This is a genomic window from Marinimicrobium sp. C6131, assembly GCF_026153455.1.
GTDB lineage: Bacteria > Pseudomonadota > Gammaproteobacteria > Pseudomonadales > Cellvibrionaceae > Marinimicrobium.
This window is the reverse complement of record NZ_CP110629.1, coordinates 2,981,127-3,001,414: the sequence shown is the minus strand read 5'-3', so window position 1 is coordinate 3,001,414 and position 20,288 is coordinate 2,981,127. Positions and strand designations below refer to the sequence as shown.

The 20,288-nt window shown below is 59.1% G+C and carries 13 protein-coding genes; 11 read left to right on the top strand and 2 right to left on the bottom strand.

Features of this window, described 5'->3' with window-relative positions; all coding sequences use genetic code 11:
• Positions 1–80: 80 nt before the first annotated feature.
• The 8 genes from OOT55_RS12890 to OOT55_RS12855 all read left to right on the top strand — a co-directional run bounded on the left by OOT55_RS12890 (position 81) and on the right by OOT55_RS12855 (position 13,065).
• Positions 81–611 carry a GyrI-like domain-containing protein gene (locus OOT55_RS12890; protein ID WP_265366267.1) on the top strand — a complete coding sequence of 177 codons (531 nt, stop codon included), beginning with the start codon at positions 81–83 and terminating at the stop codon, positions 609–611.
• A gap of 59 nt (positions 612–670) precedes the next feature.
• Entirely contained in the window at positions 671–1,597 is a 927-nt protein-coding gene (locus OOT55_RS12885; RefSeq protein ID WP_265366266.1) for an ABC transporter ATP-binding protein, read from the top strand.
• Positions 1,594–2,355 (top strand): ABC transporter permease, encoded by a 762-nt coding sequence (locus tag OOT55_RS12880; protein ID WP_265366265.1) that lies wholly within the window; start codon positions 1,594–1,596, stop codon positions 2,353–2,355. The genes OOT55_RS12885 and OOT55_RS12880 overlap by 4 nt, the downstream gene beginning before the upstream one ends.
• Positions 2,356–3,100: 745 nt before the next feature.
• Complete coding sequence (locus tag OOT55_RS12875) at positions 3,101–5,119, top strand: discoidin domain-containing protein (protein WP_265366264.1); 2,019 nt, start codon at positions 3,101–3,103, stop codon at positions 5,117–5,119.
• A 527-nt stretch (positions 5,120–5,646) separates the two neighbouring features.
• Positions 5,647–7,032: a cellulase family glycosylhydrolase gene (locus tag OOT55_RS12870; protein WP_265366263.1), complete on the top strand. Its 1,386-nt coding sequence runs from the start codon at positions 5,647–5,649 to the stop codon at positions 7,030–7,032.
• Between the two features lie 199 nt (positions 7,033–7,231).
• Positions 7,232–9,217: a glycoside hydrolase family 6 protein gene (locus tag OOT55_RS12865; RefSeq protein ID WP_265366262.1), complete on the top strand. Its 1,986-nt coding sequence runs from the start codon at positions 7,232–7,234 to the stop codon at positions 9,215–9,217.
• 171 nt (positions 9,218–9,388) lie between these two features.
• Positions 9,389–10,534, top strand: a complete 1,146-nt coding sequence (locus tag OOT55_RS12860) for a hypothetical protein (RefSeq protein WP_265366261.1) — start codon at positions 9,389–9,391, stop codon at positions 10,532–10,534.
• Between the two features lie 29 nt (positions 10,535–10,563).
• Positions 10,564–13,065, top strand: coding sequence for a glycoside hydrolase family 9 protein (locus OOT55_RS12855; RefSeq protein WP_265366260.1), 2,502 nt, complete (start codon positions 10,564–10,566; stop codon positions 13,063–13,065).
• 870 nt (positions 13,066–13,935) lie between these two features.
• Here the strand turns inward: OOT55_RS12855 and OOT55_RS12850 are convergent.
• Positions 13,936–15,201 (bottom strand): IS110 family transposase, encoded by a 1,266-nt coding sequence (locus tag OOT55_RS12850; protein ID WP_265365638.1) that lies wholly within the window; start codon positions 15,199–15,201, stop codon positions 13,936–13,938.
• A gap of 159 nt (positions 15,202–15,360) precedes the next feature.
• On the opposite strand from OOT55_RS12850, the gene recQ reads away from it, so the two are divergent.
• Together recQ and OOT55_RS12840 are read left to right on the top strand one after the other, a co-directional pair.
• Positions 15,361–17,184, top strand: coding sequence for a DNA helicase RecQ (gene recQ / locus OOT55_RS12845; RefSeq protein ID WP_265366259.1), 1,824 nt, complete (start codon positions 15,361–15,363; stop codon positions 17,182–17,184).
• Positions 17,181–18,407, top strand: a complete 1,227-nt coding sequence (locus OOT55_RS12840) for a hypothetical protein (protein ID WP_265366258.1) — start codon at positions 17,181–17,183, stop codon at positions 18,405–18,407. Before recQ ends, OOT55_RS12840 begins: the two co-directional genes overlap by 4 nt.
• Before the next feature lie 9 nt (positions 18,408–18,416).
• Here OOT55_RS12840 and OOT55_RS12835 read toward each other — a convergent pair whose 3' ends face one another.
• A complete protein-coding gene (locus OOT55_RS12835) occupies positions 18,417–19,283 on the bottom strand; it encodes an SDR family oxidoreductase (protein WP_265366257.1) in 867 nt (288 codons plus the stop codon).
• Positions 19,284–19,356: 73 nt separating this feature from the next.
• On the opposite strand from OOT55_RS12835, the gene OOT55_RS12830 reads away from it, so the two are divergent.
• Positions 19,357–20,277: a hydrogen peroxide-inducible genes activator gene (locus OOT55_RS12830; RefSeq protein WP_265366256.1), complete on the top strand. Its 921-nt coding sequence runs from the start codon at positions 19,357–19,359 to the stop codon at positions 20,275–20,277.
• The last annotated feature ends 11 nt before the right edge of the window (positions 20,278–20,288 follow it).

The following is a 20,288-nucleotide window of genomic DNA, read 5'->3' as shown; positions in this document are numbered from 1 at the left end:
CTCAGGCCGAATCCAACGTGGGTCGTAATCGCGTCAGACAGGAAAACGTTTATTCCGGCGACAATGATGGGGACTGATTCATGACAGGTATGCATTCTTTCAAGGCGCCCGCCACCGCCATCCCCGGGCTGTTGGGGATCGAATCTCAGCCCGAACTCCGGCTGGTGGGGTTGAGACGCAAAATTCATGGCCTGCCCTCAACGGCGATCCCCGGTTTCTGGGACAGGTTCTCACCCTATCGGGGCTGGATTCCCGGACAGGCCGACAAGCACAGCTATGGTGTGCTGCTGCAGGCCGCGGAGACATCGGATGGTTTTGACTATATGACAGCGGTGGAGGTGCTCGGCTTTGAAAAAATGAGTGCGGACTGGGATCGACTGACCGTACCTGCGCAACGTTATGCCGTGTTTCTGCACCGGGATCACGTGTCTGAGTTGCGTCCCGCGCTGCACACCATCTTCGCCCACAGTCTGCCCGAGCTCAATCTGAGCCCTCAACGTCGCAACGGCCCCCTGCTATTGGAACGCTATGGAGCTGAATTTGACTTTCGTACCGGTTGGGGAGGGATCCAGATCTGGGTGCCGTTGCAGGATGACGGCGCCCGGACATAGTCCCGCGCGCCATTACTCCATACACTGTCCACTTTTCAGGGAAACCATCAGGAGTGCTTGTGCAACCGATCATCTCAGTTCAGGGTCTGAGCAAAGTTTACGGGTCGGGCTTCCAGGCTCTGAAAGACGTTAACCTGGATATCAATCCCGGTGAAATCTTTGCGTTGCTTGGGCCCAACGGTGCGGGCAAAACCACGTTGATCAGCATTATCTGTGGCATCGTCAACCCGACTCGCGGCCGGGTTCTGGCCGATGGACACGATATCGTGAAGGAGTATCGTGCGGCCCGTCAGAAAATAGGTTTGGTCCCCCAGGAGTTGGCTGTCAATATTTTCGAAACGGTTTGGAGCACAGTCAGATTCAGCCGGGGTCTGTTTGGCAAACCGCCCAATGACGCCTTGTTGGAGCAGCTATTGAGAGATCTGTCACTGTGGGACAAAAAAGACAGCCGAATTATGGCGCTCTCAGGTGGCATGAAACGCCGCGTTCTGATCGCCAAGGCACTGGCCTATGAGCCGAGAATTCTGTTTCTCGATGAACCCACCGCCGGTGTGGACGTCGAGCTGCGTCGGGATATGTGGCGGATGATCCGCCAACTTCGCGACAGCGGGGTCACGATCATTCTGACCACTCATTATATTGAGGAGGCCGAAGATATGGCGGACCGGGTGGGCGTGATCCAGCGGGGTGAAATCATTCTGGTGGATGAGAAGGTCGCGTTGATGCAAAAACTCGGACAAAAGCAATTGACCCTTCAGCTCAGCGAACCGCTGGATCAGGTGCCGGCTGCCCTGCCCGCCGAGCAGACCAGTCTATCCAGCGACGGCTATCAGCTGACTTATACCTACGATGCTCAAGGTGACCCGGTGGCGGTCGCCCGCTTGTTGCGTCAGCTTGCCGAGTTGGGTATCGAGTATCGGGATCTACACACGTCCCAGAGTTCACTGGAAGATATTTTTGTCAGCCTGGTGGAGGAGCGCGCATGAACGGTTACGCGATTCGGGCAATCTATCTGTTTGAGTTGGCGCGCGCCTGGCGCACGCTCATGCAGAGTATCGCCTCCCCGGTGTTGTCGACGTCGCTGTACTTTGTGGTGTTTGGCGCCGCGATCGGCTCCCGCATGGTAGAGATAGATGGTGTCAGTTACGGCGCCTACATCATTCCGGGGCTGATCATGCTGACCGTGTTGAACGAGAGTACTTCCAACGCGTCGTTCGGTATCTATATGCCCAAATTCACCGGCACCATCTATGAGATCCTGTCCGCCCCCATTTCCGCGTTGGAAATTGTCATTGGTTATGTGGGTGCCGCAGCCACGAAGTCCATCATTCTCGGGGTGATCATCCTGATTACCGCCCGGGTATTTGTGGATTATTCCATAGAACATCCGTTCTGGATGCTGGCTTTTCTGATACTGACCTCACTCAGTTTCAGTCTGTTGGGGTTCATCATTGGTGTGGTTGCCGAAAGCTTCGAGCAATTGCAGATTGTCCCGATGATGGTCATTACGCCACTGGCATTTCTGGGGGGCAGCTTTTATTCCATCAACATGTTGCCCCCGCTGTGGCAAACCATCACTCTGTTTAACCCGGTGGTGTATCTGGTCAGCGGTTTCCGCTGGAGCTTCTACGGCGTGTCGGATGTCGGAGTCGGTCTCAGCCTGGCGATGATTCTGGTATTCATGCTGTCCTGCCTGGGCGTTATCGCCTGGTTGTTCAAAACGGGTTACAAGATCAAACCCTGACGACCTGGACCGGTTCCCGGCGGTGCGACGCCGGGAACCCATCTCGGTGACTGGCGTTAAAATCTTCTTTAAATCCCCAAGAGATGCGGTAAAGCGTGCCAGTCATGATTTTTTATTCAATTATTTAATTATAAACGGACCATTTTTATCATCAATTGATATCAAAAAGGCCGGTCTTCCCCTTGCTTTATTATCAGAAAAGGAAATGTCAACACTGGTTTTATATAACAGTTCACATTTGTGATGCACCGTATTGACCGGCTGCCCGGCGAAAATTGCGAAGCATTCCCGATACCTCTGCACCTGTTCAAAAAATCTGGTTATATCACTGTTCAATAAAGCGTCGATGAGGAATCATGTCCGCACCACATCAGACCATCATCACACTCCTGGTGATAAATCGTTAACGTGGTGAACACCGCTGTGCGACGCTTCACGAAGTGTGGGTCGTCAACCGCCCGTCTTATTTTTTCGGAAAATGTGAAGTCCGTTGGCCAATTGACAGCCGAAAATCTATCCCTATTCTTGCCACCAACGCGAATGGCTCCAGGGCGATTCGCTTTCTTTCAAAGCTATTTAACGGTCGGATGGATTCCATTTATGAATAGCTCCATGGGTTGCATCAGTAACTGGGTTATCGCTTCTTTCCGGTGTGCGGCGAGTGACGGCGGGAGTATGTCCGGCATCACCTGACGCGCTTTACCTCGAGAGTGAGCGGTAGCATTCGACACTTTCGAGGTATTCAATGAAATACATTGTTTCTGCAATGTTGGCCGCCGCACTGATTGCTCCGGCGTATGGTGCCGTGGCTGCCGCCCCTTCAAATCTGGCACTGGGCAAGCCAGTCTCCGCCTCCTCCTCCCAGAACAGAAATCGCGACGCCGAGTTTGCGGTTGATGGCAACATCGGAACTCGCTGGAGTAGCGATTTTTCCGATGGTAACTGGATCATTGTTGATCTGGAGAGTGTTTACGACATTTCTTCCGTGATCCTTCATTGGGAAACGGCCTATCCCGAGCAATACAACCTTGAGATTTCTGTAGACGGTAACAACTGGGAAACCGTCAGTGCCGTGACCAGCAGTAACGGTGGCGTCGACAGTTTCGCCATGACCCGGTCCGCGCGCTATGTTCGTGTCGAAAGTGTCAAGCGTGCCACCAAGTGGGGTGTTTCCCTTTGGGAGCTGGAAGTTTTCGGTGTTGAGCCCGAGCCCGAGCCCGAGCCTGAACCCGAACCCGAACCCGAACCCGTTCCGGATGCCGATGCCGGGTCGAGCGAGGGTGAGAATCTGGCATTGAATCAGACGATGTTTGCCTCCTCGTCCGAAGACAGCAACCGTTTGCCCGAACAGGCGGTGGATGGCGATATGGGGTCGCGTTGGGCCAGTGAGTATGGCGAAGATCAATGGATCGCCGTGGATCTCGGGGCAACCTATGATCTCTCATCGCTGACACTGAACTGGGAAGTGGCTTACGCCGAGGCCTACGATGTACAGGTCTCAGAGGATGCCAATCAGTGGCAGACGGTACAGTCGGTCTCGAACAGCGATGGTGGTGAGGACGTTGTTGAACTGAGCGCAACCGCTCGCTATGTCCGTATTCAGAGCGTTCAGCGCGCCACCCAGTGGGGCATTTCGCTGTGGGAGCTTGAAGTGTATGGAACGGAACCCTACGTCGCACCTGAACCGCGACTGGTGTCCGAGGGACGCCCGGCAACCGCGTCGTCCACCGAACGGGATGCTTACGCGCCGGAAAATGCTTTTGACGGTAGCGGCAGTACGCGCTGGGCCAGTGTCTACGGCGATACCGCCTGGCTGCAGGTCGATCTTGGTGAGTCGCATCAAATCACCGGGGTTACTCTCGACTGGGAAACCGCGTACTCCAGTGAGTATCAGATTCAGACGTCCTACGACGGCCAAAGCTGGACAACGGTCGAGCATATTGTCGATGGCAATGGCGGCACCGATGAGCTCGCCATCGAGGGTCACGGTCGCTATGTGCGCATGATGGGCCTGACCCGGGCGACATCCTGGGGCCACTCACTGTGGGAAATGCAGGTGTTCGGTTATCCGGCCGATAGCGCCGACTCACCGTCCGATGGCACCGATGGCTCCACTGATGACGGTACCGGCTCCGAGACCGACACGGGCTCTGATGATGGCTCCACCGATGATGGTTCCACCGGCGAGGAAGAACCCACTGAAGAGGAAACGGTGGATACGACGGCACCCACGGCGCCGGGTTCACTGAATGATACTGCGGTTGGAACCTCTTACGTGACCCTCTCCTGGTCGGAATCCAGTGATAACGAAGCGGTGATGAGCTATGAGGTGTATCGCGATGGCGCCCGAATCACGGAACTGTTGGCGCCCGCGACGAGCTATACCGATACCGGCCTGTCCGCAGGAACCACCTATCAGTATTCAGTGCGTGCGGGGGATGCGGCGGGCAACTGGTCTGATGACAGTACCACGCTGGTTGTCACCACCAACAGTGAGCAGATTGTGGGTGACGGCGTGGTTCTGGAGTGGACAACGCCCGATCAGCGCGAGAATGGTAGCTACCTGGAGCTGACTGAAATTGGCGGCTATGAAATCCGCTACCAGCAGGGCGCCGATGGCGAGTCTCAGTCGGTTGTGGTGAACGATGCGTACGCCACGTCTCACGAACTGAATCTGGAAGACGGAATCTACGAGTTCTCCATTGCTGTCTTTGACGTCAATGGCCTTTACAGTCAGTTTGTGCCGATTGACCCGGTTCCATAAAATCTGGCGGTGCTGAACGGCATCTGAAAAAACATCCTGACGTAGCCGGCCTCTGTGCCGGCTTTTTTGTGTCGGATTAAATCACCTTTCCCACCGTTGTTAGCAAAAATTCAAATAACAGAAAATGTCATTTATTAAGAAACAGTTGCACTCAATCCCGCCATTTTTGATTGAAACGACAGTGCTTTTGTGATCCATACCCCGCCTCGACGTTGACATTTTTGATTCGTGACGCAGCACACGCTATTACGCGCCAGGATCGCGTTCACAGGATTGTCTTATGGTCAAAAAGTACTTTAGGGTGTCGCCGGCTCGGAGACGAAACGCGTTGCAAAGCATTCGATAAACAGACGCCTTCGGTCACCGAAAATCATAAAACAATAAAACGCGCCGCCGTCCGGGACGACGATCGGCGCGACCGGTTCACGCTTGGGTAACGTTGAAAGCAATTGGCAATTCAGACCCGAACGTTTCAAACACTCGGGTTTTAACGTTGCTCCATTTCATAAAAGAAAGAGGCAAGAACCATGAACGCTATCAAGAAAACCCTCGCGTGCGCCGCTTTGGGTGCCAGTACCCTGTCGGCTGCAATCGGTGTACAGGCCGGATTCCAGGTATCGGGAACCCAGCTGCTGGATGGCAACGGCAATCCGTTCATCATGCGCGGGGTGAATCATCCGCACACCTGGTTTACCGGCCGCACCGGGCAGGCGCTGTCCGATATTGCCAGCGTCAACGCCAATACCGTCCGTATTGTGTTGTCCGATGGTCAGCAGTGGACGCGCAACGGTGCCGCCGATGTGGCGCAGGTGATCGAATGGTGTAAAGACAACGAGCTGATTGCGGTATTGGAGGTGCATGACGCGACCGGCTATGGCGAGCAGGACAGTGCGGGGACGCTGGAAAATGTTGTCGACTATTGGCTCGACATCGCACCGGTCCTTGAGGGGCAGGAAGATTACGTCATCATCAATATTGCCAACGAGCCATTCGGAAACGGGGTGGCCCCGAGCACCTGGGTGGATCAGCATGTCGAAGCCATTCAGCGCCTGCGCGAAGCCGGGCTGACCCACACACTGCTGGTGGATGCGGCCAACTGGGGACAGGATTGGCAGGGTGTGATGCTCGACAATGCGTCCACCGTGGCCGCTGCGGATGAGCGTAATAACACGTTGTTCAGCGTACACATGTACGAGGTGTACCAGGACCGTTCCACTATCGAGAATTATGTGTCCAGCTTTTTGTCCACCCACAACTTGCCGCTGATCGTGGGTGAATTCGGGGCGGATCATTACGGCAATGAGGTTGATGAAGCGTCCGTTCTGGCCGTGGCCGAAGACTACGGCATCGGCTATCTGGGGTGGTCCTGGTCGGGCAACAGCAGCGAGGTTGCCTCGCTGGATATCGCGCTGAACTGGGATGTTGACAACCTGTCCTCCTGGGGCGATTTTCTGATCAACAGCCGTAACGGACTGCGTCAAACGGCCCAGACTGCGACGGTCTACGAAGGTCAGAGTTCATCGTCCAGCAGTGACGCCTCTTCAAGTTCCTCATCGTCAAGCTCCAGTTCCTCAAGCAGTCACTCTTCGTCCAGCAGTGCGCAGCCGGGTACCGGAGACTGCGAGTATCAGATTACCCATGAATGGGGTTCGGGTTACATTGGCGCCATCCGTATCACCAACACCAGTACACAAACGCTCAATGGCTGGTCGGTGAACTGGGCGTACAGCGACGGCTCACGCATTACCAACAGTTGGAACGCGGAGCTTTCCGGTAATAACCCCTACTCGGCAGCCAGCCTCGACTGGAATGGTGTCCTGCAACCCGGACAGACCATCGAGTTTGGTTTTCAGGTCAACAAGGGGGGCACTGAAGCCCAGGTGCCCGGTCTGTCTGGACCGCTGTGCGACTGAACGGATTTGTCGGGCGGCGCGGGTTGCAGGGCGTCGTCCGAGCTCGAATTGCGCGGGTCGGTGCGACCGCCCGCGCTCCCTGGCCAGTCAGGGGAACGACAACCGTCGGCGAAAGGTCGTCGGCGGACTCACCGGGAGGTGGTGGCACTTGCGACGCAGTACTTAACTTTCCAAGTACGTTTTAAGGAGATCCAACACAATGATAACGACAGTAAAAAAAGGCAGTGGTCTGGCGCTGCTGGGGTTGGCTATTGCTGCCGCCAGTCACGGCGCATCAGCCGAATGCGCCTACTCGGTCAATAACGAATGGGATAACGGCTACACCGCCGAGGTCACCCTGACCAATGACGGTGCCAGCGCCGTCAGCGGATGGGATGTGAGTTGGACGTTTGACGCCAACCGCATGACCAACGGCTGGAACGCCCAGTTCTCCGGAAGTAATCCCTATACCGCCAGTGATATGGGCTGGAATGGCACGCTCCAGCCGGGGCAGAGTGTCAGCTTCGGTTTTCAGGTGGACAAAAACGGAGGCGCGGCGGAACAACCGACGTTGGAGGGTGCACTCTGTGACGACGGCGGTTCGTCTTCCAGCTCGAGTTCCGAGTCCTCATCGAGTGACAGCAGTGCGTCCTCGAGCAGTGACCCGGGCGGCACCGGGCAGCAGTGCAACTGGTACGGCACGACCTACTCCCTGTGTGAAACCACCGACAGTGGTTGGGGCTGGGAAAACAATGAGAGTTGTATCGCCCGCAGCACCTGTGAGGGGCAACCGGACCCCTATGGGGTGATTGATGGCGACGGCAGTAGCAGTTCTTCTTCATCGTCAAGCTCTTCCTCTTCGAGCAGCGAGTCGTCCAGCTCGGAATCTTCCAGTTCGGATTCCTCCAGCAGTGACAGCAGCTCCAGCGAGAGCAGTTCGTCCTCCAGCAGTTCATCCTCCGATGGCAATTACACGCGTGTCGACAACCCATTTGACGGCACCACCCTGTATGTCGATCCGGTCTGGTCGGCCAAGGCGCTGGCGGAACCCGGTGGCGAGGCCATCGCCTTTGAAAATACCGCCGTGTGGATGGATCGCATTGGTGCGATCACCGACGGTATCGGCCTGAAAGGCCACCTGGATGAAGCGGTCAATCAGGGGGCGGACACCTTCATGTTTGTGGTGTACAACCTGCCCAACCGCGATTGCGCCGCTCTGGCGTCCAATGGCGAGCTGAGGATTTCGGAGAATGGTTTCGAAATCTATCAGCAGGATTACATTGCCCCGATCGTGCAACTGCTGGGCCAGCCGGAATACAGCGACCTGCACATCGTCGCCATTGTGGAGGTCGACTCCCTGCCCAATCTGGTCACCAACCTGGATGAGCCCGACTGTCAGGAAGCGGCCGGACCGGGTGGCTACGAGGATGGCATTCAGCATGCGCTCAATGAGTTGAGCACCCTGCCCAATGTGTATTCCTATGTTGATATTGCCCACAGCGGTTGGTTGGGCTGGAGCGACAACTTCAGTGAGGCCGTTCAGCTTATCGGAAACACCATCCAGGGCACTGACAAAGGTGTGGACAGCATCGCGGGCTTTGTCACCAACTCGGCCAACTACACGCCACTGGAAGAGCCATATCTGCCCGACCCCAGCCTGCAGGTGGGTGGTCAGCCGGTTCGCTCCAGCTCCTTCTATGAATGGAACCCCTACTTCGGGGAAATCGAGTTCGCGCAGGACTGGCGTCAGGCGATGATCCAGCAGGGCTTCCCGAGTGAGATCGGTATGTTGATCGACACCGGCCGTAACGGTTGGGGTGGACCGGATCGTCCCACGGGCGTGTCGTCCAGCACGGATCTGGATACCTATGTGGATGAGTCGCGCATCGACCGTCGTCACCATCGCGGGAACTGGTGCAACCAGCCCGGTGGGGTGGGCGAGCGTCCCCAGGCCAATCCGGCTCCGGGCATCGACGCCTATGTCTGGGTGAAGCCGCAGGGTGAATCCGACGGTATCTCCGATCCGGACTTCGAGCCAGATCCGAACGATCCGGCCAAGCAGCACGATGGCATGTGTAACCCCAATGAAAACAACGAAGACGCCGGGGTTCCCACCGGAGCACTGCCCAACGCACCGCACGCCGGTCGCTGGTTCCCGGAGGCTTTCGAGCTGTACCTGCAGAACGCCTATCCGCCGCTGGATTGATGTTGCGCGGAATCAGGTGAAATTGACCGGCGGTGTTCCCCCCTTTCGCCGCCGGTCGCACACCACCGCCATCGGGCGGTGGTGTGCTTCCCGACGTACGAGTCGCGATGGAGGCACGAGGCTTCTGTTTTGTAACCAGTGATCAACCAGGCTTTGATTGAGCGTTATTTCATGAATAACACATTTTTACGGTTTCAATATTACCCAAGATTTCAGTGTGTGCTCGGCGCACTGATTCTGGTGCTGACCGGCCTGACGGGCTGTCAGACCACCCCTTCGTCACCCGTCGCAGCGGACGGCCAACTGACGTTTGTACAGAAAAAGATGGGCCCGGTGACCCAGTTGCAGCGGGTGTCCCCGACCGGGAAAAGCGATCCTGTGCTGCTCAGCGAGCGCTGGCGGGATTTACAACCGCACTGGTCGCCGCAGGGAACGCTGGTGTTTATGTCCAACCGTCACGGTCGCGATCAGATTCACCTGGACAAGGGTCGCGAACGCTTGCAGGTCTTCCTGCTCGAACCCGGCAATGCCGAGCCCGAGCTCATCACCGACACCGAATACAGTGCGGTATCGCCCCGGTTCAGCCCGACCGGCGAATCTGTGGCCTACATTCACGCCCGGCCCGGAAGTGCTGCGCTGGAGGTGGTTGACCTCAATGCGCGCGACGCGACGCCGGTCACCCTGGCCCGGGACATTCTCGACTACGCCTGGGCTCCCGACGGACGTGCCATCGCCGTGGTGGTGTTTGATCCCGGTCGATCGCGCCTGCAGTTTGTCGCGGCCCCGGGGGAGAGTGCCCCCGAGCTGCCGGACCTGCAGCCGGAAGAGCCCGGCTCGGTCATTACCGGGGTGAGCTGGTCCCCCGATGGCTCCGCCGTGGCCTACATCGTCAACAGCCCGGATCGTGCCCGCCGGTTATATCTGTATGACCTGAAGACCGGGCAACGTCGGCGTCTATCCAACCCGGAGCATCACGTACAGAACCCGGTGCAATGGTCGGCGGACGGGGATGATCTGCTCTACGCCGCGCTGGTGGATTTTGATTTCCATTACGACGAGACGCAGCGCGAACAGGTGTACGAAGGCAGTATGCAGATTTTTCTCAGTGACCGGTCGGGCAATGCCCGTCAGCTGACTCAGGGCGAAGGCCGACATGGGGCGCCGGTGTTTTCCCCGGACGGACGTCGCATCGGTTTTTTATTCGCCGAGACACTCGATGCGCGTACTTTGTCTGTGCGCACGATGGACCTCGAGGGCAGGGAGGTGCGTGAGTTGCATCAGCGCGTCGCCCCCGAGTCGTTACTGCAATGGAACTGAACCGCCAACAATAATCGGAGATAATAACCATGAAGGTAACAGCTTCAAATCGGCAATCGTCACGGTTCACCGTGGCTCGTAACACCCTGGCCAGCGCGGTACTTTTGGCAACGGCTTCCCAGGCATTCGCCGACGTCGGTAACCCTCGGGTCAACCAGGTGGGTTATCTGCCCAACGGCGAAAAAGTCGCGACCTATGTCAGCGACAGCACGGTAGGCAAAGCCTGGCGACTGTATCAGAACGGCTCATTGGTTGCCGAAGGCACAACCGTGCCGGTCGGCCAGGATCCGGCGTCCGGTGATCACGTACACCATCTGGGTTTTTCCGATGTCACGGTGGAAGGCGACGGCTATGTGCTGATGATCGACGGTGATGAGAGCTACCCGTTCTCCATTTCGGCCGATAACTTTACCGGCCCTTTATACGACTCGCTGAAATACTTTTACCACAACCGCAGCGGCATCGAGATCGAAACCCAGTACACCGGCGGTGGCAACACCAGCTACGCGAGCGATGCCCGCTGGTCCCGTCCGGCCGGCCATCTGAATCAGGGCGTCAACCAGGGCGACTACGATGTGCCCTGTTGGGAAGGTACCTGTAACTATTCCCTCGATGTGACCAAGGGTTGGTATGACGCGGGCGATCACGGCAAGTATGTGGTCAATGGCGGCATCTCTGCCTGGAAGCTGCTCAATATGTATGAGCGCGCCCAGCACCTGGGGGGCAATCTGGACCGCTTTGCCGACGGTACGATGAACATTCCCGAGAGCGGTAACGGCATCCCCGATCTGCTCGACGAGGTGCGTTGGCAGATGGAGTTCCTGCTGTCCATGCAGGTGCCCCAGGGTGAAGCCAAAGCCGGTATGGCGCACCACAAAATGCATGACGTTGGTTGGACCGGTCTGCCTTTGGCGCCGCACGAAGACAGCAGTGCCCGGGCCCTGGTACCGCCGAGTGTGACCGCCACCCTGAACCTGGCGGCAACGGCGGCGCAGTGTGCCCGCATTTGGGCCGGGATCGACAGTGAATTTTCCGATCGTTGCCTGACCGCCGCCGAGCGCGCCTGGGACGCCGCCGAGGCAAATCCGGGGGATGTCTACACCAGCGGTTACGACAACGGTGGTGGTGCCTACGGCGACGACGAACCCGCCGATGAGTTCTACTGGGCGGCCGCGGAGCTTTACATCACCACGGGTGACAGCCGTTACCTGCCCACGCTGCAGAACTATGAACTGGAGCGTATCGACTGGGGTTGGCCCGATACGGAACTGCCCGGGGTCATGTCCCTTGCCACGGTGCCCGCCGAGCACACCGCCAGCCTGCGCAGCGATGCACGACAGTACATCCAGTCGGTGGCCGACACGCATCTGATCACCATTGCCAATACCGGCTATCGGGTGCCCAATACTGATGAGGAATACTATTGGGGGTCGAACAATGTGATCGCCAACAAGCTGTTCCTGTTGGGGCTGGCCTACGACTTCACCGGAGACGATCAGTATGCTCACGGTGTGGGTTCGGGGATTGATTACCTCTTCGGTCGCAATACCCTGTCGTTCTCGTTTGTCTCCGGGCACGGCGAAGACGCGTTGACCGAACCGCACCACCGGTTCTGGGCCGGCGCCCTTGATGGCAGCTATCCGTGGCTACCGCCCGGTGCATTGGCCGGCGGTCCGAACTACGGCCTGGAGGACGACGTTTCCCGCAATGCCCTGAGCGGCTGCGAATCGGCTCCGGCCACCTGCTACCTGGATGATATCGAGGCCTGGTCCACCAACGAGATCACCATCAATTGGAACAGTGCGCTGGCCTGGGTGCTCGCCTTCCATGATGACTACGCCGAAGGGGGCAATTCATCCAGCTCTTCCTCAAGCTCGTCGTCCAGCAGTTCATCCTCCAGTTCGTCGAGCAGCGAGTCGAGTTCCAGTAGCAGCAGCTCCAGCAGTTCGTCGTCCAGCTCCTCGTCTTCCGAACCCGCAGGGCAACAGTGCAACTGGTACGGCACGCTGTACCCGCTGTGCGAACAGACCCAGAGCGGTTGGGGTTGGGAGGATAACCAGAGCTGCATCGCGCCGAGCACCTGCGAGTCCCAGCCGGACCCCTATGGCATTGTCGGTGACGACAGCAGCTCCTCGTCCAGCTCCAGTTCGCAGAGCAGTCAGAGCAGCAGCGAATCCGAGAGCAGTGAGTCGTCCAGCTCGAGTTCAAGTTCCGACAATGGCGGCCTGGCCCAGTGTGAGTATCAGATCAGCAATGAGTGGAGCACGGGCTACACTGCGGCTATTCTGATCAGCAACACGGGAGCCCAGGCGATCAATGGCTGGTCGGTGAACTGGGAGTATTCAGACGGCTCGTCGGTCACCAACAGTTGGAACGCACAGGTTTCTGGCAGCAACCCTTATACCGCCACCGATCTGGGCTGGAACGGCACCCTGCAGCCGGGCCAGTCCGTGGAGTTCGGCTTCCAGGTGAGCAAGGGCGGCAGCGGTTCCGCGCAAGTGCCAGAGGTAAATGGAAGCGTGTGTGACTGACTCTGTCGTTGCATTGTGCTTCGACTAGAGTGCTGCGGGAGGGTATACCGTTCCGGGACACGCCGTGAACCCATCCATGGGGGCTCGACACCCGCCGTCCAGGCGGGTGACGGTCCCGAAACGGTATACCCTCCCTCCGCGGAGCGGGCTTTACGTCTCGGGAAATAGCCCCTTTTGTTTTGACACTTATGGTGTTCATAAATAGGGTTAGATTAGGCACTTAGGGCCGAGGAGGGGAAGCCCTTTCAAGACCGTAAGCGGAGGGACTCCGCGCGTCGAGCCCCCAGGGATGGGTTTACGGCGTGTCTTGAAAGGGCTTCCCCTCCTTGGCCCGAACGTGATGCAAACCGATAGGCTTTGTGTGGAGATGCGCTGAGTCCGTGTCTTGGAAAGGTATACCCTCCCGTAGCATTCGGAGCGAAGTCCAATAACCATTCGTCGGATTACGCTATCGCTAATCCGACCTCTCATAACTCAGTCAAGTCCCTTTATTTAATCATTTTACCTGCCTGTTGGGCACACGAGTCTGCTGGCATTGCCTGAGTCGTTGACGCACATGCCGGTGGTACTCGTGTGTTTAGCCTGTGTGCCAGCTCGAAGGCCTCCCGGATGAACGTCCATGGGGTCAACCGAACCTCTCGCATCGGATGTCCGCCTGGCGGCATCAACTCAGTTACCTTGGGTATCGCGTTCCATGGATCATCCCGCGGGCTGCCTCTTGACTACTTAGGAGCCTCAAGACTGGGCTAGAGGTCGGATCGAAGGTCAGCCCGAAGGAAGACTCGTTGCCAGCGTGTTACGGCTGGATTAACTCATTGCTCGCTCCTGTTGCTCGTCTCTGTTCGTCCTCATCGGTCGACTCGGTGGTGCTTATGCCACTTCGGCCCGGGGTGGCTCGGCAAAGAGCTTGGCCGGATCGAACCGCTTGCCTTGAGCCACATGCCACAGCGCCTTGGCCAGCTTGCGCATCAGCGCGATGATCAGTTTGCCCTTGGGGCCTCGGTGTCGGGCCAGCTTGGCGTCATACCAGGCTCTGGCCGGGCCTGATTGACGTATCAGGCGAAGGGCGGCGAAGTACAGGTAGTGGCGCACCACCCCGGGCCCTCGCTTGGTCAGCTTCAGCTGCCCTTTGTGTTTGCCGCTGGAGCGCTCTTTGAGGTTCAGCCCCGCCGCTTTCAGATAGCTGGCCGCACGCGGGTAGTCATTGGCCGAACCCAGGGCACAGTAAAGCACCACCGCGCTGTTATGGCCCAGTGCCTCGGCCATCCAGGCCAGCTCCCGGGTGTGCTCGACGTGCTCGGACAGCGCTCGCTCCAGCTCGCGGGACTGCGCCCGTGTGTCCAGCATCTCCTGGGCCAGGGCCCGGATGAGTTCGTGTTCGGTCTCGACCACCGGCACGCCCAAGGTCGTGGCGGCACTGCGCAGCAGGCCTTCGCGCTTGGACGTCTTAAGCATGTGCCCACCGACTCGGCGCAGCAGTCGGTCCGCCTGCTCCGGCTGTGCCGTCACCCGAACCGGGTCGCCGTACTCGGCCAGCAGGTGCAGCAAGCTGGCGCTCTGCAATGTCAGCCAGCACAGCGCCTCCGGCCAGTGCCGGGCCAACAACGCTTCGAGCCGATTCAGTGCCCGCTGGTGGCGCTCCTGTACCTGCTCCAGCCGATTCAGTAAGGCTCGCAGAGCTCGACGCGCTTCACTCGGCTCGCGCCAGCGCTGACTGATGCCATCCAGGTGCAGCCGGCCGATCAGGTAAGCCGCCTTGGCGTCGTGCAGGCTCGGGACCCCGTCATACACTTCAGCGGCGTCGTGCACCCGCTTGGGGCTGACCCGGTAGATTTCGGCACCCAGAGCTCTCAACTGGTAGCGCAAGGCGTCGCCATAGGTACCGGTCGGCTCCATGACCGCCTCCAGGCGCTGAGCCTTGAGGTTCGCCAGTTCCCGCAGCAGGGCCGGGCTCTGTTGCGGATGCTCCCAGCGGATGGTCTTCAGAACCGTCCGGTCCGGCTTCATCAGCGCCACGTAGAAGTCCTTCTTGGCCACATCAATCGCCAGAATCAACCGCTCGCCCGCCGTCTGCTCACGCAGTTGATCCCAGTTCACCTTCTGGAAATTTTGGGCACGATAGTTATACTTGCGCATAAGGGGACACCTCCAATGCTCTCGGTTCTTCGCACCTTGCTGTTACAGCAAGTTACCGAGTTATGAGGGTCCCCTTTCTTTTTTCTACCTTATAACTGACTACGCGTTCTTCTTCGGGTGGCCTACCATTTAAAGGGGGCGCCCAGTATACTGCCCGCCATGCAGAACCCTCAGGACATTCTTCAGCACGTCTTCGGCTATCACGACTTTCGCGGCCAACAGGAACGCATCGTCAACGCCGTTATCGAAGGCCAGGACGCCCTTGTGCTCATGCCCACCGGCGGCGGCAAATCCCTCTGTTATCAGATTCCCGCCCTCGCCCGATCGGGCACCGGTATCGTCATTTCCCCCCTGATCGCCCTGATGCAAGACCAGGTGACCGCCCTGCGGGAGCTCGGTGTGCGCGCCGGCTTTCTGAACTCCACCCTCGCCTGGCCCGATGTCGTGGACACCGAGCGGGCCCTGCTCAGCGGCGAACTCGACCTGCTCTACATCGCCCCCGAGCGCCTCATCCAGCCGCGCACCCTTGATCTTCTGCACCAGGCCAACATCGCCCTGTTTGCGATCGATGAAGCCCACTGCGTGGCTCAATGGGGGCACGATTTCCGTGCCGACTACCTGCGTCTGGAACTGCTGCACAACGAATTCCCCCAGGTACCGCGCATCGCCCTGACCGCCACGGCGGATATGCGCACCCGGGAGGAGATCATCGAGCGGTTGCAGCTGAGTGAGGCCCGGCAATTCATCGTCGGCTTTGATCGGCCCAACATTCAGTACCGGATTCAGCAGAAAGACAACCCGCGCCGCCAATTGCTGGGCTTTCTCAAAGACGAGTACCCCCAGCAGGCGGGTATCGTCTATTGCCTGTCCCGCAAAAAAGTAGAACAGACCGCCGAGTGGTTGCAGAAGGAAGGGTTCAACGCCCTGCCTTACCACGCGGGCCTGCCGGGCAACCTGCGGGAGACCCACCAGAGCCGATTTCTGCGAGAGGACGGCATCATCATGGTGGCCACCATCGCCTTCGGCATGGGCATCGATAAACCCGATGTGCGTTTTGTCGCCCACCTGGATCTGCCCAAAAGCATTGAAGCCTACTACCAGGAAACCGGCCGGGCCGGACGCGATGGCCAGCCCGCCACGGCCCTGCTGCTTTATGGGCTGGAAGATGTGGTCAAACTGCGCCAGATGATGGGTGGCTCCGAGGGTAATGAACAGTTCAAACGCCAGGAGCAGCAGCGCCTGAGCGCCATGCTGGGCCTGTGTGAAGTCACCAGTTGCCGACGCCAGATTCTGCTGCGCTATTTTGGCGATGCGCTGGATGAGCCCTGCGGCAATTGCGACACCTGCCTGACGCCGCCCCAGACCTGGGATGCCACCGAGGCGGTGCAGAAGGCGCTGTCCTGTGTGTACCGCACCGGCCAACGCTTCGGCGCCACCCATATCGTCGATGTGCTCCGGGGCAGCAGCAATGAGAAAGTGTTGACCCAAGGGCACGACAAGTTGTCCACCTACGGTATTGGTCAGGATATGAGCGCGGATGAGTGGCGGGCCGTGTTGCGCCAACTGGTCGCGGCCGGTTATCTGGATGTGGACCCGGAAGGCTTTGGTGGGCTGCAACTGACCGAGAGCTGCCGGCCGATCCTGCGCGGCGAGCAGCGGGTGCACCTGCGCCGGGATATCCGCACCCGCAAGCCGACCAGTACCCGCACCGCCCGTCGCCCCGATGCCGACATTGCCGAGGCGGATCGCCCTCTGTGGGAGGCGTTACGCGCCTGCCGTCGCCGGCTGGCGGAAGAGCACGGGGTGCCTCCCTATGTCATTTTCCACGATGTCACCTTGCGGGATATGTTGGAGCGACGTCCCCAGACCCCGGGTGAACTGCTCGACGTCAGCGGTGTGGGGGACAGCAAGCTGGAGCGCTTTGGCGCCGACTTCCTCGAGGTACTCCAGGGGACCCCTGAGGCTGTGGAGCACGCCCAGTGAACGCTGACACCGGGGCGGCCCGCGGCCCGCTCTGGCTGGTTGTCTGGGCCGGAGTGGTCTTCGGCTACGCGGCTTCCTGCGTGCTGGGTGGGCCGGCCTCGGACGAGGGCTTCCACGCCCATCAGATCTGGCATTACTACGTCGGGGGCAACGAGCCCTTTGACACCATCACCACACCCACCTTCTATCACCAGATCATCGCCTCGGTGATGAACCTGATCGGTTACTACCACGATTATCTGTTGCGCCTGGTCAACCTGCTGGTGGCGCTGTGCCTGTTGCCGGTGTTTCACCGCATGGTGCGCCGTTATCGGCCCGCCACCGCCACGGCGCGTACCGCACAATTGTTGTTCGCGCCACTCATATTTCCCTACTACTTTCTGGTGTACACCGACCTGTGGGCACTGCTGCTTATTGCCTTGTGTTTTCTGGCGGTACTGGAGCGCAGGTCCTGGCTGGCGGGCCTGTTTGGCTTCGGGGCGGTGCTGATTCGTCAGGATGCCATCATCTGGCTGGGGCTCGCCTACCTGTTTATGGCCACGGAACACCTGACGCTGAGTCGTCCCTTTGCCTGGCGTGCCGTGCTTCGGGATGCGTTACTGCGGGGGGCGATATTCCTGGTGCTGTTTATCGCGTTCATCGGCTTCGTGTTGATCAACGGCGGTGTGGCGATCGGGGACAGTGGCAGTCACCCTCTGATGCGCTTCAATCTCAGTAACCTCTATGGCTTTCTGTTCTGTGCCTGGCTGCTGTTTCTGCCCTTGTGCATCCAGCAACTGCCCGGCATTGTCCGCGTGTTGCGGCGTCCCTGGGTATGGGGGCTGCTGCTGGCGGCGTTCGCGTTTTATATGAGCTTCTACTCGAACGACCACGGTTATAACCGCACCCACTACACCTTCTTTGTGCACAACGGCTGGCTGCACCTGCTGGAGGAATTTCTGTGGCTGCGTGGGCTGCTGTTTGTACCCATGGCCTGGATGGCGCTGACGCTGGCGGTTATGCCCTATCCGGACCGGCGCTGCTACTGGTTGTTGCTTATCGCGCCCCTGGCCGTGGTGGCACACCCGATGGTGGATCCGCGCTACTATTTTCCGGCGTATCTGCTGATCAACCTGTGGCGACCCGCGCTGCCACTGGGAGCGGAGCTTGCGACGCTCGCCGGGTACATTCCTCTGGCGGCGTTTATCATGTATGGCACGGTAACCGGGCTGTTTTTCCTGTAATCCAGTGCGCTATCGAGAGTCACTGAGTAACGCCTCATACCCTTCGCGGTAGCTTGGATACCGGAATTCGTAGCCGTCGGCTTTGAGCCGGCGATTGTCGCAGCGCTTCCCGAGGCCGCCGTCATCCGGGGCAAAGCGCGCCTGATCCACTTTCATCTGCATGGCCAGCCAATTGACCACTTCCGCCATGGGGGCGGGCTCGTCGTCGCTCGCCAGATACAGTGACTCGATGGGCAGCCCCTGGCGATGGCGCTCAATCAGGTGCGCCATCACCCCGGCGCAGTCATCGGCGTGAATGCGGTTGGTGTAGCGACCGCTCAGGGTGGCGCGGCCCTGGCGCACCAGCGTCTGCATCCGGTCCCGGCCGGGGCCATAAATGCCGCTAAAGCGCACAGTGCAGTGCTCGAATCCACTCCGGGCAATGATCTGTTCGGCCTCCAGCAGGCGCTCGCCGCTGGCGCGGTTTGGTTGGGTCGGGCTGCGCTCATCCACCCACTCACCGTTGTTCTGGCCGTAAACGCCGGTGCTGGAAACATACAGAATCAGACGGGGCGCCATCCCGGTGGCGCTCAGCCCGGCTATCAGGTGCTCGCAGGTCTGCACATAGGCCCGGCGGTAGCCTTCATCGCCGCGCTCCGAGGGGGTCATGGTCACCACAATCACGTCAAAGCCCTCGGCCAGAACCTGCTCAAGGGCGACCGCATCGGCGGTATCCACCGCCCGGTAATGGAGGCTCCCGGTGTCGGCGGGAGGCCGGCGGCGCAGACCGGTAACCCGGTACCCCAAGGGTGCCATGCGTTTCGCCAGGCGGCGGCCCAGATCGCCGCAACCGACAATCAATAGTTTCTGGCTATTTACCTTTGCGTCTTCGATCATAACAGGGCAAACTTGTGGTCAAATTGTCGGAGTGCCGGGCAACTCGCCGGGCGTGAGCAAATACGGGACCAGCATGACCTTAACAGAACTGCGTTATATCGTAACCCTCGCTCAGGAACAGCATTTCGGTCGTGCGGCCGAGCGCTGTTTTGTCAGTCAGCCGACCCTCAGTATCGCGGTCAAGAAACTGGAGGAAGAGCTGGGGGTTGCCCTGTTCGAACGGTCCAAGTCCCGGGTCCAGGCCACGCCTTTGGGGGAGAAGATCGTCGCCCAGGCCAATCTGGTACTGGAACAGACCGCCGCCATCAAGGATATCGCCAACGCTGGCAAAGACCAACTGAGCAGCCCCCTGCATGTGGGGGCCATTTTTACCATCGGCCCCTACCTGTTACCGCACTTTATCCCCGAACTGCAGAAAATTGCCAGCAAAATGCCGCTGTACGTGGAAGAGGGTTACACCGCGACTTTGCGCCAGAAATTACGCAAGGGTGAACTGGATGTGATCATCGTGGCCCTGCCGTTTACCGAGGCGGACGTGGTGACCCAGCCACTGTTCGATGAACCCTTCGTCGTGTTGATGCCCCACGATCATCCGCTGGCCGAAAAGGAAGCGATCCACCCCGACGAGCTGGACGCCGAGAATGTCCTGCTGCTCGGTGAGGGACACTGTTTCCGGGATCAGGTATTGGCGACCTGCCCGAACCTGCAGTCTTCCATGGACGACCCCCACAGCCGCATCCGCACTGCCGCCGAGGGCAGCTCTCTGGAGACTCTGCGTCACATGGTGGCCTCCGGGTTGGGGATCACGATTCTGCCCATGTCCGCGGCGGTCACGGCCAACTACTCCAATAACATGTTGGTGACTCGCCCCTTCACCCAGCCGGCGCCGAGTCGCACCGTGGCGCTGGCCTGGCGGGCCAGCTTCCCCCGCTACAAAGCCATTGAGGCGCTGCGTAAAGCCATCAACATGTGCCGTCTGACCGACGCCGAGTAACCGGAGCGCTG

Excerpts from the sequence above, each read along its gene's own strand:
- OOT55_RS12890 (WP_265366267.1), top strand. The coding sequence starts at position 81 with ATGACAGGTATGCATTCTTTCAAGGCGCCCGCCACCGCCATCCCCGGG.
- OOT55_RS12880 (WP_265366265.1), top strand. The coding sequence starts at position 1,594 with ATGAACGGTTACGCGATTCGGGCAATCTATCTGTTTGAGTTGGCGCGC.
- OOT55_RS12875 (WP_265366264.1), top strand. The coding sequence starts at position 3,101 with ATGAAATACATTGTTTCTGCAATGTTGGCCGCCGCACTGATTGCTCCG.
- OOT55_RS12870 (WP_265366263.1), top strand. The coding sequence starts at position 5,647 with ATGAACGCTATCAAGAAAACCCTCGCGTGCGCCGCTTTGGGTGCCAGT.
- OOT55_RS12865 (WP_265366262.1), top strand. The coding sequence starts at position 7,232 with ATGATAACGACAGTAAAAAAAGGCAGTGGTCTGGCGCTGCTGGGGTTG.
- OOT55_RS12860 (WP_265366261.1), top strand. The coding sequence starts at position 9,389 with ATGAATAACACATTTTTACGGTTTCAATATTACCCAAGATTTCAGTGT.
- OOT55_RS12855 (WP_265366260.1), top strand. The coding sequence starts at position 10,564 with ATGAAGGTAACAGCTTCAAATCGGCAATCGTCACGGTTCACCGTGGCT.
- OOT55_RS12850 (WP_265365638.1), bottom strand. The coding sequence starts at position 15,201 with ATGCGCAAGTATAACTATCGTGCCCAAAATTTCCAGAAGGTGAACTGG.
- recQ (WP_265366259.1), top strand. The coding sequence starts at position 15,361 with ATGCAGAACCCTCAGGACATTCTTCAGCACGTCTTCGGCTATCACGAC.
- OOT55_RS12835 (WP_265366257.1), bottom strand. The coding sequence starts at position 19,283 with ATGATCGAAGACGCAAAGGTAAATAGCCAGAAACTATTGATTGTCGGT.
- OOT55_RS12830 (WP_265366256.1), top strand. The coding sequence starts at position 19,357 with ATGACCTTAACAGAACTGCGTTATATCGTAACCCTCGCTCAGGAACAG.